20 protein-coding genes are annotated in these 17,825 nt (G+C 65.0%); 9 read left to right on the top strand and 11 right to left on the bottom strand.

The features are described 5' to 3' along the window. Positions 1-201 precede the first annotated feature (201 nt). The 3 genes from hpf (at position 202) to OSH12_RS21235 (ending at position 2,015) form a co-directional block, all read left to right on the top strand. Complete coding sequence (gene hpf / locus OSH12_RS21225) at positions 202-792, top strand: ribosome hibernation-promoting factor, HPF/YfiA family (protein ID WP_266345621.1); 591 nt, start codon at positions 202-204, stop codon at positions 790-792. Between the two features lie 103 nt (positions 793-895). Further along, positions 896-1,372: a PTS IIA-like nitrogen regulatory protein PtsN gene (ptsN, locus tag OSH12_RS21230; protein ID WP_266345622.1), complete on the top strand. Its 477-nt coding sequence runs from the start codon at positions 896-898 to the stop codon at positions 1,370-1,372. Between the two features lie 67 nt (positions 1,373-1,439). Then, on the top strand, positions 1,440-2,015 hold the full coding sequence (locus OSH12_RS21235) for a DUF3833 family protein (protein WP_266345623.1): 576 nt from the start codon (positions 1,440-1,442) through the stop codon (positions 2,013-2,015). Between the two features lie 26 nt (positions 2,016-2,041). Here OSH12_RS21235 and OSH12_RS21240 read toward each other — a convergent pair whose 3' ends face one another. Then, positions 2,042-2,488 carry a MarR family winged helix-turn-helix transcriptional regulator gene (locus OSH12_RS21240; protein ID WP_266345624.1) on the bottom strand — a complete coding sequence of 149 codons (447 nt, stop codon included), beginning with the start codon at positions 2,486-2,488 and terminating at the stop codon, positions 2,042-2,044. Between the two features lie 154 nt (positions 2,489-2,642). Here OSH12_RS21240 and OSH12_RS21245 point away from each other — a divergent pair, with 154 nt between their 5' ends. Next, entirely contained in the window at positions 2,643-3,356 is a 714-nt protein-coding gene (locus OSH12_RS21245) for a DUF1428 domain-containing protein (protein WP_266345625.1), read from the top strand. 120 nt (positions 3,357-3,476) lie between these two features. Here OSH12_RS21245 and OSH12_RS21250 read toward each other — a convergent pair whose 3' ends face one another. From OSH12_RS21250 to OSH12_RS21290, 9 genes are all read right to left on the bottom strand, one after another. Then, positions 3,477-4,100, bottom strand: a complete 624-nt coding sequence (locus OSH12_RS21250) for an ATP-dependent Clp protease proteolytic subunit (RefSeq protein WP_266345626.1) — start codon at positions 4,098-4,100, stop codon at positions 3,477-3,479. 46 nt (positions 4,101-4,146) lie between these two features. Next, on the bottom strand, positions 4,147-4,506 hold the full coding sequence (locus tag OSH12_RS21255) for an SRPBCC family protein (protein WP_266345627.1): 360 nt from the start codon (positions 4,504-4,506) through the stop codon (positions 4,147-4,149). Then, complete coding sequence (locus tag OSH12_RS21260) at positions 4,503-4,817, bottom strand: ArsR/SmtB family transcription factor (RefSeq protein ID WP_266345628.1); 315 nt, start codon at positions 4,815-4,817, stop codon at positions 4,503-4,505. Before OSH12_RS21260 ends, OSH12_RS21255 begins: the two co-directional genes overlap by 4 nt. A gap of 95 nt (positions 4,818-4,912) precedes the next feature. Then, positions 4,913-5,602, bottom strand: a complete 690-nt coding sequence (locus tag OSH12_RS21265; RefSeq protein ID WP_266345629.1) for a D-lyxose/D-mannose family sugar isomerase — start codon at positions 5,600-5,602, stop codon at positions 4,913-4,915. A gap of 132 nt (positions 5,603-5,734) precedes the next feature. Beyond that, complete coding sequence (locus OSH12_RS21270) at positions 5,735-6,772, bottom strand: sulfate/molybdate ABC transporter ATP-binding protein (protein WP_266345642.1); 1,038 nt, start codon at positions 6,770-6,772, stop codon at positions 5,735-5,737. A gap of 64 nt (positions 6,773-6,836) precedes the next feature. After that, a complete protein-coding gene (gene cysW, locus OSH12_RS21275; protein ID WP_266345643.1) occupies positions 6,837-7,661 on the bottom strand; it encodes a sulfate ABC transporter permease subunit CysW in 825 nt (274 codons plus the stop codon). Positions 7,662-7,722: 61 nt separating this feature from the next. Beyond that, entirely contained in the window at positions 7,723-8,571 is an 849-nt protein-coding gene (cysT, locus tag OSH12_RS21280; protein ID WP_266345630.1) for a sulfate ABC transporter permease subunit CysT, read from the bottom strand. Between the two features lie 10 nt (positions 8,572-8,581). Beyond that, positions 8,582-9,619: a sulfate ABC transporter substrate-binding protein gene (locus tag OSH12_RS21285; RefSeq protein ID WP_266345644.1), complete on the bottom strand. Its 1,038-nt coding sequence runs from the start codon at positions 9,617-9,619 to the stop codon at positions 8,582-8,584. A gap of 100 nt (positions 9,620-9,719) precedes the next feature. Then, on the bottom strand, positions 9,720-10,193 hold the full coding sequence (locus OSH12_RS21290) for an RrF2 family transcriptional regulator (RefSeq protein ID WP_266345631.1): 474 nt from the start codon (positions 10,191-10,193) through the stop codon (positions 9,720-9,722). 137 nt (positions 10,194-10,330) lie between these two features. Between OSH12_RS21290 and OSH12_RS21295 the strand changes: the two genes are divergently transcribed. Then, complete coding sequence (locus OSH12_RS21295; protein WP_266345632.1) at positions 10,331-11,305, top strand: NAD-dependent epimerase/dehydratase family protein; 975 nt, start codon at positions 10,331-10,333, stop codon at positions 11,303-11,305. 213 nt (positions 11,306-11,518) lie between these two features. Here the strand turns inward: OSH12_RS21295 and OSH12_RS21300 are convergent, their stop codons facing one another. Further along, a complete protein-coding gene (locus OSH12_RS21300) occupies positions 11,519-11,716 on the bottom strand; it encodes a DUF1674 domain-containing protein (protein WP_266345633.1) in 198 nt (65 codons plus the stop codon). A 188-nt stretch (positions 11,717-11,904) separates the two neighbouring features. Here OSH12_RS21300 and htpX point away from each other — a divergent pair, with 188 nt between their 5' ends. The 4 genes from htpX to purH form a co-directional block, all read left to right on the top strand. After that, a complete protein-coding gene (gene htpX / locus OSH12_RS21305; protein ID WP_266345645.1) occupies positions 11,905-12,915 on the top strand; it encodes a zinc metalloprotease HtpX in 1,011 nt (336 codons plus the stop codon). Beyond that, a complete protein-coding gene (locus tag OSH12_RS21310; RefSeq protein WP_266345634.1) occupies positions 12,912-14,276 on the top strand; it encodes an RsmB/NOP family class I SAM-dependent RNA methyltransferase in 1,365 nt (454 codons plus the stop codon). The genes htpX and OSH12_RS21310 overlap by 4 nt, the downstream gene beginning before the upstream one ends. A 130-nt stretch (positions 14,277-14,406) precedes the next feature. Then, positions 14,407-16,170: a heparinase II/III family protein gene (locus OSH12_RS21315; RefSeq protein WP_266345635.1), complete on the top strand. Its 1,764-nt coding sequence runs from the start codon at positions 14,407-14,409 to the stop codon at positions 16,168-16,170. A gap of 67 nt (positions 16,171-16,237) precedes the next feature. Beyond that, a partial coding sequence (gene purH / locus OSH12_RS21320; RefSeq protein ID WP_266345636.1) for a bifunctional phosphoribosylaminoimidazolecarboxamide formyltransferase/IMP cyclohydrolase occupies positions 16,238-17,825 on the top strand: 1,588 nt, incomplete at its 3' end.

A 17,825-nucleotide genomic window follows, 5' to 3' on the forward strand; every position in this document is an offset into this window, starting at 1 on the left:
TATTTGTTGACTTCCCGGCATGCGGTCACTAGAAGGGCGCGGCGCCAATGGCGGTCCGATGCCTCTGAGCCGAGAGGAGTTCGGCTCGACGTAGGCAGGCCTTGGTGACGCCGGAAAGCGACGTGCCCGACGGGGCTGCTTCACGCCAAGGCGCGAAGCGAGCCTCGGTCCGCAACGACGACCAAGGGGTACGAGAAATCCATGTCTCTGCGCATCTCCGGCAAGAATATCGAAATCGGCGACGCTTACCGCACTCATGTGGAGGGCCGCGTCGGCGACGCGATCGGCAAGTATTTTGCAGGCGGCTTTTCGGGCCGCGTCGTCTTGGAACGTGATGGTACCGGCTATCGCGTCGATTGCGCCTTGCATCTCGACAGCGGGGCAGACCTGCATGCCGAGGGCCGTGGGCACGAGATCTACCCGACCTTTGACCAGGCGGCAGAACGGATTGAAAAGCAGCTGCGCCGCTACAAGCGTAAGTTGAAGGACCACTATCCTCGCAATGGTGCGCAGGATATGGATGCGAATTATACGGTTCTGGCGGCGACGCCCGACGAAGACGAAGAGCTGGAAGCCGATTACAAGCCGATGGTGATCGCCGAGGAAACGAAGTCGCTGCGGACGATGTCCGTATCCGGCGCCGTCATGGCGATGGACCTGGCCGAATCGCAGGTCGTCGTGTTCCGACATGCGGGGCATGGCGGCGTGAACATCGTCTATCGCCGTCGCGACGGTAATATTGGATGGATCGACCCGGCGCAGGCCGGCAATAGGGATTCCGTCAACGGTTGATTCCGCGTACACTCGGAATGGATCTTTCGGCGCGCTCGGGGAGTGCGCCGAAACGGCGGGTCTTGGAACGATGGTTAGAACCGAGGCATTTTTGAACCAAGCCATGGATCTCAGCGATATCATAAGCCAGGACGCCATCGTCCCGGCCCTGAAAGCCAATGGCAAAAAGCAGGCTCTTCAGGAACTGGCCGAAAAGGCCGCGAAGCTGACCGGCCTCGATGAACGGCAGATTTTCGACACCCTGCTTCAGCGCGAGCGCCTGGGCTCGACCGGCGTCGGCAACGGCGTCGCGATCCCGCATGGCAAGCTCTCGGCCCTGACCCGCATCCATGGCGTGTTTGCCCGGCTGCCCAAGCCGATCGATTTCGAATCGCTCGATGACCAGCCGGTGGATCTGATCTTCCTGCTGCTGGCGCCCGAAAATGCCGGCGCAGACCATTTGAAGGCGCTCGCCCGCATCGCGCGCCTCCTGCGCGAACCGGGGCTCGCCAACAAGCTTCGTGCTTCCGGCGACCAGTCTGCGCTCTATGCCGTGCTGACCGAAAGCGCCGCTGCCGCCCAGGTTGGTACACCGGGCTGACGAAACCGGAAAAGTCGGGCTACACTGTCCTTGGCGCGGAACTAGGGCGCGTGCCGGGGGCCTTCCCATGAAGATCGCATATCCTCTCGTTGTCCTGCTGGCATTGCTGGTTGCCGGGTCGGCCGGGCTTGGCTCGGCCAGCGCCACCGAGGCAGGGCAGACGCTGGAAGAGGCTTTTCGCGGCCAGGCCACCGGTGTCGGTCGCTTCAAGAGCACGCTGGCAGGCGTCGATCGCGGTTTCGTGGTCACCACCAAGGGGCGCGGCACCGGCGGCCAGTTCGTGCTGGAGCAGGTCTTCCGCTTCGACAATGGCGCGCTCGACCGCCGCACCTGGCGTTTTCGCAAGACCGGGCCCAAGACCTATGTCGGCACCCGCGAGGATGTCGTCGGCCTTGCGAAGGTGCGGGTCGATGACGACGCCATCCGCATGTCCTACGATCTGATTACGCGCGGCAAGAACGGCAGCAAGCTGCAGCTGCACTTCGAGGATACGATCCGGCGCTCCGGTCGCGATTCCATCGTCAACAAGGGCGTCATTTCCATGCTCGGCATGAATGTCGGCTCGGTCGATGTCGCTTTCAAGCGCCAGAAATTGGCCCGAAAGCGCGGCAAGGCCGGCGTGGAAGAGATCGCCCGGCAATAGCGCCGGCGGTCGTCAGCGTCTCCCCCTCACGCCAGCGCCAGCAGGCCCCTCCGCAATCGATCGGCCTCGCCGTCGCCGAGCGGCGCCTCGACCTCCTCATGCGTCCGCTGCCAGATCGGCACGGCGGCGGCCAGCACGGCGCGGCCCGCATCGGTCAGCGTCAGCAGGCGGCTGCGCCGGTCGGCCGGATCGACGGATGTCACCAGGAAGCCCTGCCGCTCCAGCGGCTTTAGGTTGGCCGTCAGCGTCGTTCGATCCATGGCCAGCAACGCCGCCACCGAGCCCATGGAGGGTGGGTGCGGGCGATTGAGCGACATCAGCAGCGAAAACTGGCCGCTCGTCAGGCCCGCCGGTCGCAGCGCTTCGTCAAAACGCCGCGCCAGCGCCCGGGCTGCCCGCTGCGCCGCCAGGCACAGGCAATGATCGCGGACATGCAGGGTCGTAGAGAACGGCACAACGTCGATATTTGACATGTCTTCTTTATGTTGATATCAACCTAAATTGTCAAGTGAACGAATGACGGGGGCGGCCGTTGTCCACCGGTGTCGCGTGCGTGGTTTGCGCGGGAGAAGCACCTCAGTCCGGACACGGAAGGAACCCGCCCGGCAACGCAGGAGGAGAGATAGCATGGCCTATATCGAGGGATTCGTGGTGGCAGTGCCGGCCGCCAACAAGGAGGCCTATCGCGAAATGGCCGCCAAGGCCGCGACGCTGTTTCACGAGTTTGGCGTGACGCGCCTGGTGGAAAACTGGGGCGATGACGTGCCGGATGGCAAGGTCACGGATTTCAAGGGCGCCGTGCAGGCGAAGCCGGATGAGGTCGTCGTCTTTTCCTGGTGCGAATATCCGGACCGCGCGACGCGGGACGCCGCAAACCAGAAGATGATGAGCGATCCCCGGATGAAGGAGATGGGCACGTCGATGCCCTTCGACGGCCAGCGGATGATCTATGGCGGCTTCGAGACGATCCTGATCGACAAGGGCGGCGACGAGCCCACGGGCTACATCGATGGCACGCTGATCGCGGTGCCGAGCGCCAACAAGGAAGCCTATCGCGCCATGGCGGCGAAAACGGCGCCGATCCTCCGGGAACACGGCGCGACGCGAGTGGTGGAAAGCTGGGACGATGACGTGCCGGACGGCAAGGTCACGGATTTCCGCCGCGCAGTGAAGGCGACCGACGACGAGAAGGTGGTCTATTCGTGGATCGAATGGCCCTCCAAGGAAGCCCGCGTAAAGGGCTGGGAGAAGGTCATGGCCGACCCGCGCATGGAGTTCACCATGCCGTTCGACGGCCAGCGCATGATCTTCGGCGGCTTCCAGCCGATCCTCGACGTCTGAGGTTCTCGCGGCGGCTGCGGCCCTCCGCAGTCGCCGCATTCTCGTTTTACCCGAAGGCGGTGAGACGGCGCGGCATCGATGTCGTGCGTGACCTTCGCTATGGCCCCTGCGAGAGCGTCGTCATGCGGATGGCACTCTCTCCACCGAGTCTTCCCGTTCTACAAGAATACGGTCGATCAGCCCCCACTCCAGCGCCTCCTCGGCGGTCAGGAAGCGGTCGCGATCCATCGCGTGCTCGAACGCTTCATAGCTTCGGCCGCAATGCTCGGCGTAGAGCCGCGTCAGGCGATGCTTCGTTCGCTTGATTTCCTCGGCATGGATCAGCATGTCCGACGCCTGCCCCTGGAAGCCGCCCAATGGCTGGTGGATATGCAGGCTCGCATTGGCCAATGCGGCGCGCTCGCCGGGCTGGCCGGCCATCAGCAGGAATGATCCCATCGACCGGGCCGTTCCCATGCAGAGGGTGTGCACGGGCGCCTTGATGTAACGCATGGTGTCGTACATCGCGAGGCCGCTGGTAACCACGCCACCGGGGGAATTGATATAGAGCTGAATGGGTCGCTTGGGGTTCTCGGCCTCAAGGAACAGCAGCTGCGCGCAGACGAGGGCGGACACGGTGTCGTTCACCTCGCCATTCAGAAAGATGATCCGCTCGCGCAGAAGGCGGGAATAGATATCGAAGGACCGTTCGCCGCGGCTGGATTGTTCGACCACCATAGGGACGAGTTGCATCGCTTCGCGCATGGGCGAATTCCTTTTCTTCCGAAATTGGCTTGGATAGTCCGGTGCGTCAGGCCGCGAGCATGCGACTGGACCGATTGCTGTTCGCGGCCCGTTGCGGGCGACGCTCCAGCCGAGCGTCTGACAACCCGTGGACAATTCTCAACCGGGTGCCGCCCATTTCATTGGGACGGAGTTGAAACGTCACCACGCTTTCGAGGAAGGGCGGTTCGGCGTCCCGCATTCCATAGCGAACTTCCTCGCCCGGGGTCGAAGAGACCGGCTCCGCATCGGCCAGGCTACCCTCCGGTAGCCATTTTTCGCGAAACTCGGGGATGCTGATCGCCCGCCAGACTTTTTCCGGTGGCGCATCGAGTTCGTATTCGAGCACCAGAGTCTTCATCTGCGCCTTGGCCTCGATGTCGCTCATGGGTCCATGTCCTTCAGCAATAGCTTCAAGGCGTCGATGCGCTCGGGCCAGTAGGCGCGATATCTTGCAAGCCATCCGGCGATGAGCGCCAGGCCCTCGGGATCGACCTCGTAGTTCACGAAGCGGCCCTGCCGCTGTTCCCGCACCAGTTTCGCATTACGCAGAACCGAAAGGTGCTGGGACATGGCCGGCTGGCTGATCGCCATGCCTTGCCGCAGGGCACTGGCATTCATGCCGCCAGCCGCCAGCTTTTCGAAGATGGCGCAACGGGTCGGATCGGCCAGGGCCTTGAAGATGGCGGTCTCAATCATGCTGATACATAAGCGCATGCTTATGCGATTCGCAAGCGCTACAAGCGGCGTCGGCTTTCGGCGCCTAACCGGTCTGACCTCTCGGGTCTATGTCCCTAGTCGCTCAGCCAGCGGTCGTAATCCGCCACCAGCAGGTGCAGAGGCGCGGCGTCTTCCTCGATCTCGGCGAAGCGGCCGACCGGATCGGCAAAGATGTTGTCGGTTCGATCGTCATTGACGGTCGAGACCTCGCCGATCAGAACGTCGGCGCCTTCGCCCCAGAAGGAATGCCAGAGGCCGGGTCTCAGCGTGATGCTTTCGCCTGGTTCCAGCTTCAGCTTGCCGCCGGCGGGCAGATGGCGCTGGACACCGTCGGTCATCATCGTCACGTCCGCCTTGCGGTCCAACTGGCCGTTTTCGTCGGAAGCGAAGAGTTCGAGCGTCAGCGTGCCGCCGCCGCGATTGATGATGTCCTCGCCCTTGATGACGTGGCGATGCATCGGCGTCACCTGATCCTGGCGCGCGATCATGATCTTTTCGGCGTAGAGCAGGCCGCGTCCGATGGCGAGATCGGCCGGATTGCCGTTGCGGACCGTGAACAGGAACAGGCCGAGCGTATCGAAATCGCCGGCGCCGAAATCGGTGATGTCCCAGCCGAGCCGGGCGTTGACGATGCCCTTGGCCTGCACCTTGCGGGCGCGAAGCTCTTCCGGCGCCCAATAGGCGAAGGGCGGCAGCACATAGCCGAAGGAGCGGATGAACTCGTCCCCCTGCAGCATGATTTCATTGACCCGCGATCGCTTCATCCCGGTCTCCTCCACCGTGGCGGTCCTGCCCTAACGGCAAGACTAGGCGGAAGGCGGATCCGACGGAAGACGCGACAGCGTTGCAACCGGCGATAACAGCCGGGAATCGGGTGACGGGCCTAGCCAGAAGAACTAGCGCGGAAAAAGCCGCCAGCGATGCGGCCGGAAGGTGACCTGTCCACCTGGGGCACGGCTGTGGTCGACGGGCATGTCGATCTCGACGCGGTGCTTCTCCGTCCCCACTTCAAGCTCGAGCCGGCGGGCGCCACCATGCCGGCGCTCGGTGACGATTGTGCCGGTGATGGCGGGGCCGCCATCTTCGACGATCGAGACGTCATGCGGGCGGAAGCCCAGCGTCGCCTCGCCATGCGGCGAGCCGAGCGCTGCGAGATCGAGCGACTGGCCATCAAGCTGCACGGCGCCGTCGACGACGGTGACCGGGAGGAACGAGGATTCGCCGATGAACTCGAACACGAACGGGCTTGCCGGCGCGTCATAGATTTCATCCGGCGTGCCGACCTGCTCGATCCGGCCCTTCGACATCACGACGACGCGGTCGGCAAGCTCGAGCGCTTCTTCCTGGTCGTGCGTGACGAAGAAGGTGGTGTGGCCGGTGCGGTCGTGGATCTCGCGCAGCCAGCGGCGAAGATCCTTGCGGACCTGCGCATCGAGGGCGCCGAAGGGTTCGTCGAGCAGCAGCACGCGCGGCTCGATCGCCAGCGCGCGGGCGAGCGCGACGCGCTGGCGCTGGCCGCCCGAGAGCTGCGAGGGATAGCGCTTGTCGAGGCCGGTGAGCTGGACGAGGTCGAGCAGATGCAGCACGCGCTTGCGGATCTCGGCCTTGGGCGGCCGTTCGCCGCGCGGGCGGACCGTCAGGCCGAAGGCGATGTTCTGGAACACCGTCATGTGGCGGAACAGCGCGTAATGCTGGAACACGAAGCCGACATTGCGCTGCTGCACCGAAAGGCCCAGCGCGTCGTCGCCGCCGAACAGCACGCGGCCGGCGGTCGGGGCATCGAGGCCGGCGAGGATGCGCAGCAGCGTCGTCTTGCCGGAGCCGGACGGGCCCAGCAGCGCCACCAGTTCGCCTGCCTTGACGTCGAGCGAAACGCCGTGCAGCGCCGGCGTATCGCCAAAGGCCTTCTGCACGTTCTCGATGGTCACGTCGATGGGGGCGCCGAGGGCGACAGACACGCCCGCCTCGATCGGAGTGATCGCGTTCATTTCAGTTACCTTAGTGGCGGCGCGTCGCGGCGATCTCGTCGGCATAACGCCATTCCAAGACCGACTTGACGACCAGTGTAAAGAGGGCAAGCACCGCGAGCAGCGACGCGACGGCGAAGGCGGCCGCGAATTGATACTCGTTGTAGAGAATTTCGACATGCAGCGGCATGGTGTTTGTCAGGCCGCGAATATGGCCGGAAACCACGGAAACCGCGCCGAATTCACCCATCGCGCGTGCGTTGCAGAGCAGGACGCCGTAGAGCAGCGCCCATTTTACATTCGGCAGCGTGACGCGAAAAAAAACCTGGAAGCCGGAGGCGCCGAGCGACAGCGCCGCCTCCTCGTCGCCGCGACCCTGTTCTTCCATCAGCGGGATCAGTTCGCGCGCCACGAAGGGAAAGGTGACGAAGATCGTCGCCAGCACGATGCCCGGCACGGCGAAGATGACCTGGATGCCCTCGCTCTTCAGCCAGGGGCCGAGCAGGCTCTGCGAGCCGAACATCAGCACATAGATCAGGCCCGCGATCACCGGCGACACGGAGAAGGGCAGGTCGATCAGCGTGTTCAGCAGCGCCTTGCCCCTGAAGTCGAACTTGGCGATCGCCCAGGAGGCCGCCACGCCGAAAACGAGGTTGCACGGCACCGAGATCGCGGCGACCAGCAGCGTCAGCCGGATGGCGGCGGCGGCGTCCGGCTCAAAAATCGCCTCCGCGAAGGCGGGCCAGCCGCCGCGAAACGCCTCGACGAAGACGGCGAGCACCGGCATGACCAGAAACAGGGCGAGGAACGCCAGCGAGATCAGGATCAGCGCGAGCCGGACGCGCTTGCGCTCCATGGTCACCGGCCGGAAGTGAATTCCGGAAGCGCCATGCAGGCGGGCGGTGGTGAAGGCACCGTCAGACATCGCCATATCTCCGCCGGCTCCAGCTCTGGATCAGATGGATCGCGAGCAGGACCAAAAATGACGCGATCAGCATCAGCACGGCGATCGTCGTCGCGCCGGAATAGGAAAATTCCTCCAGCTTGATGACAATCAGCAGCGGCGCGATCTCGGTTTTGTAGGGGCTGTTGCCGGCGATGAAGATCACCGAGCCGTATTCGCCGACGGCGCGCGCGAAGGCGAGCGCGAAGCCGGTGAGCAGCGCCGGCATCAGCGCCGGCATGACGACGCGGCGCACCGTCTGGCGGCGATTGGCGCCGAGCGTCGCCGCGACTTCCTCGACCTCGCGGTTGAGGTCTTCCAGCACCGGCTGCACGCTGCGCACCACGAAGGGCAGGCCGATGAAGATCAGCGCGATGATGATGCCGGTCTGCGAATAGGCGATGCGGATGCCGAAGGGCTGCAGCCAGGCGCCGATCCAGCCATTCGGCGCGTAGAGCGTCGTCAGCGCGATGCCGGCGACGGCGGTCGGAAGCGCGAAGGGCAGGTCGATCACCGCGTCGATCAGGCGACGGCCGGGAAACTCGTAGCGCACCAGGATCCAGGCGAGGATCATGCCGAAGACGAGATTGACCAGCGCCGCGATGAAGGACGTCGTGAAGGAAAGGCGCAGCGCGGCGATCGTGCGCGGATCGGTCGAGATGCGGATGAATTCTTCCGGCCCGCCGCTGGCCGAGCGCCAGAAGAGCAGGGCGAGCGGGATCAGGACGATGAGGCTGAGATAGGTCAAAGTGACGCCGAGCGCCAACCCGAAGCCCGGGATGACGCTCGACTTCCTGACCGTGGCGATGGTCGTGGCGGCCATCTTTTTCCGTTCAGTTCGGCTTGTAGATCTGGTCGAAAATGCCGCCGTCGCCGAAGTGTTCCGGCTGGGCCTTGGCCCACCCGCCGAACTGCGGGTCGTCGATGGTCACGAGGTCGATCTTCGGGAAGCGCGTCAGCAGCGCGGCGTCGACCAGCGTCGGCTCGGACGGGCGGTAGTAGTTCTTCGCCGCGATCGTCTGGCCCTCGGCCGAATAGAGATAATCGAGATAGGCCTGGGCGACCTTGCGGGTGCCCTTGGCGTCGACATTGGCATCGACAAGCGCTACCGGCGGTTCGGCCAGGATCGAGAGCGGCGGCACGATGATGTCGAACTTGTCGGGGCCGAGTTCTTCGAGCGCCAGGAAGGCCTCGTTTTCCCAGGCGAGCAGCACGTCGCCAATGCCGCGCTGGGCAAAGGTCGTGGTCGAGCCGCGGGCGCCGGTATCGAGGACCGGAACATGCTTGAACAGCTCGGACACGAATTCCTTGGTCTTGGCCGGATCGTTGCCGAACGCCTTGTTGGCATAGGCCCAGGCGGCCAGATAATTCCAGCGCGCGCCGCCGGAGGTCTTCGGGTTCGGCGTGATGACCTCGACGCCGTCCTTGATCAGGTCGCCCCAATCGTTGATCGCCTTCGGATTGCCCTTGCGGACGAGGAAGACGATCGTCGAGGTGTAGGGCGAGGAATTATGCGCCAGGCGACCGCGCCAGTCCGGGTTGATCTTGCCGCTTTCCTTGGCGATGGCGTCAATATCGGCTTGCAGCGCCAGCGTCACGACATCCGCGTCCAGGCCGTCGATCACCGAGCGGGCTTGCTTGCCGGAGCCGCCATGCGACTGCTGGACGGTGACGGTCTCGCCTCCCTCGGCCTTCCAATGTGCGGCGAAGGCGGCGTTGTAGGCCTTGTAGAGTTCGCGCGTCGGATCGTAGCTGACATTCAGCAGCGAGACGTCGGCCAGCGCCGGCGTCACGACCATGGCGACACCCACGGCCAAGGCGGCGAGCGCGGGGCGTATACGGCTTGCTATCGCGGATATCGGGCGGACCATCATGGGCTCCTTGGTCGATGACCCCACTATCTCGACATAGGCGCTCGACAATTTCAAACCAAGGAACGCCTTCTGCGCGGGGGTAACTAGAAAATCCTTCCTAGATATGCCCCTCAGCAGAAACGATGTCGCGAGATATGTCCAGATCCCCCGGATCGGCCTTTTCGCCCAGCGCGTCCGCCAGCGTCGTCGCCTCGAAGGCCTGGAGCTGCGTTTCATACGGGCCGGCAAACATCCGCCGCACGGCGCAGGCCGCCTCATCCGGGCAATCGGCACAGGGCTGGTAGGCGGTGCGGGAAATGCAGGATAGCGGCGCGATCGGTCCGTCGATGGCGCGCAGGACCTGGCCGATCGTCACCTCGCCGGGCTGCTTGATCATGACATAGCCGCCCGCGCGCCCGCGCCGGCTGGCGATGATGCCGCGATGCTTCAGATCGAGCAGGATGTGCTCGAGAAACTTGCGCGGCACGCCGGCTTGGCGAGCGATGTCGTCGATCTGCGTCGTCTCGCCATAGGGTTGCTTGGCGAGGTGGATCAGCGCCTTGAATGCGTATTTGGCCTTCTGCGAAATCATCCGACGTCCAGCATTCCTTGCGCGCCGGGGCGGCGCTCTTCGTGTCATAGCGGATCGCCGCGCGGAAGGAAACGAAAGCGCGCGAAAAGCGGGCCGGAGCCTTTGTTGGCGGTCGAAAATCAGCTAAGTCGGTATCCATGAAAATGCTCATCACCGGTGCGGCGGGATTCATCGGCTCCCAGGTTGCGAAGGCGGCCTTGGAGCGCGGCGATGCCGTGATCGGGGTCGACAACCTGAACCCCTATTATGACCCGGCGCTGAAGCACGCCCGGCTTGATCGACTGACGGCGCATCGACATTTCGAATTCGTCGAGGCCAGCGTCAGCGACATGGCGGCGATGGAACGCCTTGTCACCACCCATGCCGACATCGAGACGGTGGTGCATCTGGCCGCCCAGGCCGGCGTCGCCTATTCGATCGAAAACCCGCTCGCCTATGCCGATGCCAATGTTTCCGGACAGGTGGTGATGTTCGAGGCAGCGCTTCGGTTGCCGCGCCTGCGCCACGTCGTCTACGCCTCGTCCTCGTCGGTTTACGGGCTGAACGAGGATGTGCCGTTCCGCGAGACCGACCGTGTCGACCGGCCCGCCTCGCTCTATGCCGCGACCAAGCGGGCAGGCGAGTTGATCGCCCATTCCTATGCCAATGTGCAGGGCGTCGCGTCGACGGGCCTGCGCTTCTTCACGGTCTATGGCCCCTGGGGCCGGCCGGACATGGCGCCCTGGCTGTTTACCAGCGCCATCCTCGAAGGCCGGCCGATCACGGTCTTCAACAACGGCGCCATGCAGCGCGATTTCACCTTCATCGACGACATCGTCGCCGGCGTGCTCGGCGCGGTGGACCGGATGCCGGAAAGGGCGGAAAGCCGCCTCTTCAACCTCGGCAACAACAAGCCTGTGGCGCTGATGGATTTCATCGCGACGATCGAGCGGGCGACGGGTCGCAAGGCCGAGATCAACTTCGCGCCGATGCGCAAGGCCGATGTGGAGACGACCTTCGCCAATATCGACCTGGCGGCAGAGACCTTTGGCTTCGAGCCGAAGACATCGATCGACGAGGGCATCGACCGCTTCGTCGACTGGTATCGCGGCTACAACGCCAAATCTTCCTGATCCGGGCCTTGGGCGGCTAGGCCAGATCCATCTGGGTCGAATCCCACTCTTAACCTCTCACTGAGGGAGAGGTCGGCTCGCAGAGCCGGGAGAGGGTTTAGGGAACCATCCGGTGAGGTCGTAAACCCTCACCCGCCGGCCTGCGGCCGTCGACCTCTCCCTCAGGGAGAGGTGAAGAAGGGTGTTCCAAAGACCCACCCCGATCCGGCGCGCTCAAAAGTCGCTGGCGATGCCCTTGTTCTCCCAGTCTCCGTAGCGGATCGGCTCGGGCCCGGATCGGCCGAGGATCTCGCGCGGACGCCGGGAAGCGGCGTCGATCTCGGCGCGGCGGGCCTTCGCTTCGTCCAGCGCGCGGCGCGCGGCATCGCTCAGCGGTCGGGCGGATGGGGCGGCTGCGGTTTCGTCGGGCATCGTGTTCTCGCGTATTGGACGCTGAAAGGGCGCAAAAGGACGGCTTTCCGCGCCTTCGGCATGCGCCTCGGCTTGCAGGCAGGCCTGCACCCACCCATCATATAGGTCGAAACTGACAAGGTCGAACCTTGCGGTCGATGCAACGCATCGACCTGCGACTGTCTTCGGCACAATGCTTGGAGCCAATGATGAACATCATGCGCACGGCGATGCTGATCGCAGGCCTTACCGCCCTCTTCATGGGCATCGGCTTTCTGATCGGCGGATCGAGCGGCATGCTGATCGCTTTCGTGATCGCCGCCGGCATGAACGTGTTCAGCTACTGGAATTCCGACAAGATGGTGCTGTCGATGTACGGCGCCCATGAGGTCGACGAACGCAGCGCGCCGGAGTACTACGGCATCGTTCGGCAGCTGGCGCAGCGCGCGAACCTGCCCATGCCGAAAGTCTATGTGATCGATTCCGCCCAGCCCAATGCCTTTGCCACCGGCCGCAATCCGCAGAACGCTGCCGTTGCCGCGTCGACAGGCCTGTTGCAGGTGCTCTCCCGCGACGAGATCGCCGGCGTGATGGCGCATGAGCTGGCGCATGTGAAAAACCACGACACCCTGACGATGACGATCACCGCGACCCTGGCCGGCGCGATCTCGATGCTGGCCAATTTCGCCTTCCTGTTTGGCGGCAATCGCAATCGCGAAGGTGGCGGCGGAATCGGTATCCTCGGCACGATCGTCATGATGGTCGTCGCGCCGATGGCGGCCATGCTGGTGCAGATGGCGGTGAGCCGGACGCGCGAATATGCAGCCGACCGGATGGGTGCCGAGATCTGCGGTTCGCCGCGCGCGTTGGCGTCGGCGCTTGCCAAGATCGCCCGCGGGGCGCATCAGATCCCCAACGAGACTGCGGAGGCCAATCCGGCGTCGGCTCATCTCTTCATTATCAATCCCCTATCCGGGCAGCGCATGGACAATCTTTTCTCGACACATCCGGACACCGAAAACCGGATTGCGGCCCTGATGGCAATGGAGGCGGAGCTTGGTGGCTCCAGCGGCTCCGGCGGGGGCGCGCGTTCCGACGCCCGCGTCGACCTGCCGGGCGGCTTCAGCCGTCCGAGGGCCGCGCCGCGCGGCGCCTCGGGTAGCCCCTGGGGCAATAACAATCCGGGCAACGGATCCTCCGGCCGGGGGCCGTGGGGTTGAGCAAGAAGACAACGCCAGCCGGCACCCGTCCGAACCGTAACGCGCCGCGTGCGCCGCGCCTTGCGCCGGGCGTCGCCGCCCGCCTCGCCGCGACCACCGCGCTGATGGCGGTCCTCGTCGACCATCGTCCGCTCGACAGCGCCATCGATGCCACCGACGGCCCGTTCGAAACCCTCGATCCGCGCGAACGCGGCCTTGCCCGCGCCATTCTCGGCATCGCACTGCGCCGTCGCGGCCAGATCGACGATGCGCTCAGCCGCTTCCTCGACAAGGCGCTGCCGCGCAAGTCCGGCCCGCTGCCGGCGATCCTGCATGTTGCCGCGGCGCAGATCCTGTTCATGGATGTGCCCGACCACGCTGCTGTCTCGATTGCCGTCGAAACCGCCGAAGCCGACCGCGACGCGCGCCATTTCAAGGGCCTCGTCAACGCCGTGCTCCGCCGCCTGACCGAGCAGCGCGACGCCATCCTCGCCTCGCAGGACGAAGTTCGACTCAACATCCCCGACTGGCTCTATGAGCGCTGGGTCAAGGATTACGGCGCCGAGACCACGGCAAAGATCGCGGCCGCTCATCTGCTGGAGCCGTCGCTCGACCTGTCGGTCAAGTCCGATCCCGAGGGTTGGGCCGAGAAGCTCGGCGGCATCGTGCTGCCGACCGGCAGCGTGCGCCTGATTGCGCACGGACCGATTGACGCACTGCCGGGCTTCGCCGAGGGCCAGTGGTGGGTGCAGGACGCGGCCGCGGCGCTGCCGGCCAAGCTGCTCGGCAATGTCGAAGGCAAGGACGTCGCCGATCTCTGTGCTGCCCCTGGCGGCAAGACGGCGCAGCTCGCCGCTGCCGGCGCCAAGGTGATGGCCGTCGACATCTCCGAGCCGCGCCTTCAGCGCGTGCGCGAAAATCTCTCGCGCCTCAAGCTGCAGATCGGCACCATCGCGGCGGATGTCGAAACCTGGGATCCGGGTCGGCTGTTTGACGCCATCCTGCTCGATGCGCCCTGTTCGGCGACCGGCACGATGCGCCGCCACCCCGACGTCGCCGTGCTGAAGCGCCCGTCCGACATCAAGTCGCTGGCGAACCTGCAATCGTCGCTGATCGCGCGGGCGACCTCGATGCTCGTCTCGGGCGGAACGCTGGTCTATTGCACCTGCTCGCTGGAGCGGGCCGAGGGCGAGGATCAGGTTGCGCTTGCCCTGGCCAGCCTACCGCTGGTTTTGGAGCCGATCCGGCCGGAAGAGGTCGGTGGCCTCGAAGCGATCTGCCGCGAGGGCTTCCTGCGCACCCTGCCGTCCGACCTGCCGAATGACGAACCTCGGCTTACCGGCCTGGACGGCTTCTTCGCCGCCCGCTTCCGGCGCCTCTAGGCGCCGGGAAACGGTTTCAATTTGACCGAATCCGCAATTAGATTGCTCGAATCGCCCGTCGGCTGATTCGTTTCGAGTCGTCGACGGTGCGGCATTACGCATTCAGCAGCCAATGAGGGAGCGAGAGAGTATGGCGTTCGGAGCAGGATCCGGTCGGGGTCGGCTCGTCCGCTTCGCACTCGCGTCCGCATGGCGCCGAGCGCGCTATGCGTTTCACGCGAGCTCGCTCTATCGCTGGAAATATCTGGGCCAGGTGCCTGACCGGCTGCTGATCGCGCCGACCGATCTCAGGACCGCCGACCCCACCATCGCCAACGATATCTATGCCGGCCGCTTCGTCTTTGCCGGAGAAGTCGTCGATGTCGCCGGCTTCTCCGTCTTCGAGATCGAGGCGCCGTCGCGCGCCTGGGCCGAGCGGCTGCACAGCTTTGGCTGGCTGCGCCATCTGCGCGCCTCGGATCTCGCTGTCTCGCGATCCAATGCGCGCGCTCTGCTCGACGAGTGGATCCGGTTCCAGAACAGCCATGATCCCGTCGCGCGTGACCCCGATGTCATGGCGCGGCGCATCCTGTCCTGGCTGGCGCAGACGCCGCTGGTGCTGGAAGGCTGCGACCATGGCTTCTACCGCCGCTTCATGCGCTCCTTGACCAAGCAGGTCCGTCATCTGCGCCGCGTGGCGCGCGATGTGCGACCCGGCCTGCCGCGCCTGCGCGTGATGATGGCGCTTTCCGCCGCCGGGCTGTCGCTCTCCGACCAGCCGCGCTTGGTTCGACAGGCCTCGCGCTGGCTCGATCAGGAACTGGCGAAGCAGATCTTGCCGGATGGCGGTCATGTCGGCCGCAACCCGGGCACCGTGCTTGAAATCCTCGTCGACCTGCTGCCGTTGCGCCAGGCGTTTACCGCGCGTGGCCAGCAGCCTACGCCGATACTGCTCGGCGCGATCGACCGCATGATGCCGATGCTGCGCTTCTTCCGGCTTGGCGACGGCTCTTTCGCCAAGTTCAACGGCATGGGCGAAACGCAGCTCGGCCTGCTGGCCACGGTGCTTGCCTATGACGACGCGCGCGGCGCTCCGGGCAAGAATGCCCCCTATGCCGGCTATCAGCGCCTCGATGCCGGCGACACGGTGCTGCTGGTCGATACCGGCCCGCCGCCGCGCCCCGGCCTGTCGCTCGAAGCGCATGCAGGCTGTCTCTCTTTCGAGATGAGCTCCGGCCGCCAGCCGATGATCATCAATTGCGGCGTGCCGGGACCGGGCGCTCCGGCGCTGCGCCGGATGGCGCGCACCACGGCGGCGCATTCGACCGTATCGCTCAACGATTCGTCCTCCTGCCGCTTCCTGCATGGCACCTACCTCGCCGACAAGCTGGGCGAGGCGATCCTCTCGGGCCCGACCCGCGTCGAGGTTTCGCGTCAGGACAATCGCGGCGAGACGGTGCTGACGGCCGCTCATGACGGCTATGTCGTGCGCTTCGGCATCAGGCATGAGCGCAAGCTGGTGCTTTCGACCTATGGCGACCGCATCGACGGCATCGATTCCTTCACCACGGCCAGCGGCACCCCCATTGCGCGCAGCGGTCGAGACGCCTTCGCGCTGCGCTTCCATCTCCATCCCGCCGTCGAGGCGACGCGCATCAAGAACGGCAATGCCGTTTTCCTGGCTCTGCCGGATGGCTCGGCCTGGGAGTTCGAGACGCCGGATCTGGAAGTGCTGCTCGAGGAAAGCATCCGCCTTTCCGATATTCGCGGCAGCCGACGCACCGATCAGATGGTGATCTACGGCCGGGCGCTGCATCAGGCCTCGATTCCGTGGGTTCTGCATCGCGTCGTCGAGCCGGGCGGCCACGTCCGCAATCACGACGATCACGACGACGATCTGCCGCTCGGCGCGTAAACGGGCTGCATCCGGCGGAAAATCGTGCTATCGCGCGGGCCTCACCTTCGAACCCCGCGAGGACTCCATGGCCGTACCGCCGTCAAAGGTCGCCCTTCCCGAACTCGTTCCGATGAAGCGCGCGCTCTTTTCGGTGTCGGATTCCACCGGCCTGATCGACTTTGCCCGCGCCCTGCATGAACGTGGCGTCGCCCTCGTCGCCACGGGTTCGACCTGCAAGGCGCTGATCGACGGCGGCCTGCCGGCTACCAATGTCGCCGACGTCATCGGCTTCCCCGAAATCCTCGGCGGCCGGGTCAAGACGCTGCACCCGATGATCCATGGCGGTTTGCTCGGCATCCGCAACGATCCGGTTCATGCGGCCGAGATGAAGGAGCACGGCATCGAGGGCTTCGATCTCGTCGCGGTGAACCTCTATCCGTTCGAGAAGACCATCGCTTCCACCGAGGATTACGCCACCGCCGTCGAGAACATCGACATTGGCGGCCCTGCGATGACGCGCGCCGCCGCCAAGAACCACGGCTTTGTCTCGATCGTCGTCGATCCCGCCGATTATGCCTCGGTGCTGGAAGCGCTCGACGCGAATGACGGCGCCACCCCGCTCGCCTTCCGCAAGCGCCTCGCCGCCAAGGCTTTTGCCCGCACGGCGGCTTATGATGCGGCCGTATCGAACTGGTTTGCCCGCGTGCTCGAAGAGCCGACGCCTGCCTGGCGCAGCTTTGGCGGTTCGCTGCGTGAAATCATGCGCTACGGCGAAAACCCGCATCAGCAGGCGGCCTTCTACACCACCGGCGAAGTGCGCCCCGGCGTTTCGACGGCGAAGCAGCTGCAGGGCAAGCAGCTCTCCTACAACAACATCAACGATACCGACGCGGCGTTTGAACTGGTGGCCGAGTTTGATCCGGCCGAGACGGCCGCCGTCGCGATCATCAAGCATGCCAATCCCTGCGGCGTTGCCACCGGCGCGACGCTGGCCGAAGCCTATGACAAGGCTCTGCGCTGTGACCCGGTTTCGGCCTTTGGCGGCATCGTCGCGCTGAACCGCACGCTCGACGCCGAAGCGGCGAAGAAGATCGTCGAAATCTTCACCGAGGTGATCATCGCCCCGGACGCCACCGACGAGGCGATCGCCATTGTCGCCGCCAAGAAGAACCTCCGCCTACTCGTCACCGGCGGCCTGCCGGATGTCTCGGCCAAGGGCATGACGGTCAAGACGGTCGCGGGCGGCCTTCTAGTGCAGGATCGCGACGCCGGCCGGATCGAAAAGTCGGACCTCAAGGTCGTGACCAAGCGGGTGCCGAGCGATGCCGAACTCGACGATCTGGTCTTCGCGTTTCGCGTTGCCAAGCACGTCAAGTCGAACGCCATCGTCTATGTCAAGGACGGCGCCACGGTCGGCGTCGGCGCCGGGCAGATGAGCCGCGTCGACTCATCGACCATCGCCGCCAAGAAGGCTGCGGATGCGGCTCGCACCGCCGGTCTGCCGGAAACACTGGCCAAGGGTTCGGTCGTCGCTTCCGACGCCTTCTTCCCGTTTGCTGACGGTCTGCTGGCCGCCGCCGAAGCGGGCGCGACTGCGATCATCCAGCCGGGCGGCTCCATGCGCGATGACGAAGTGATCGCCGCCGCCGATGAGGCCGGCCTCGCCATGGTCT

The sequence above is a fragment of the Kaistia terrae genome (assembly GCF_026344005.1).
Lineage (GTDB): Bacteria > Pseudomonadota > Alphaproteobacteria > Rhizobiales > Kaistiaceae > Kaistia > Kaistia terrae.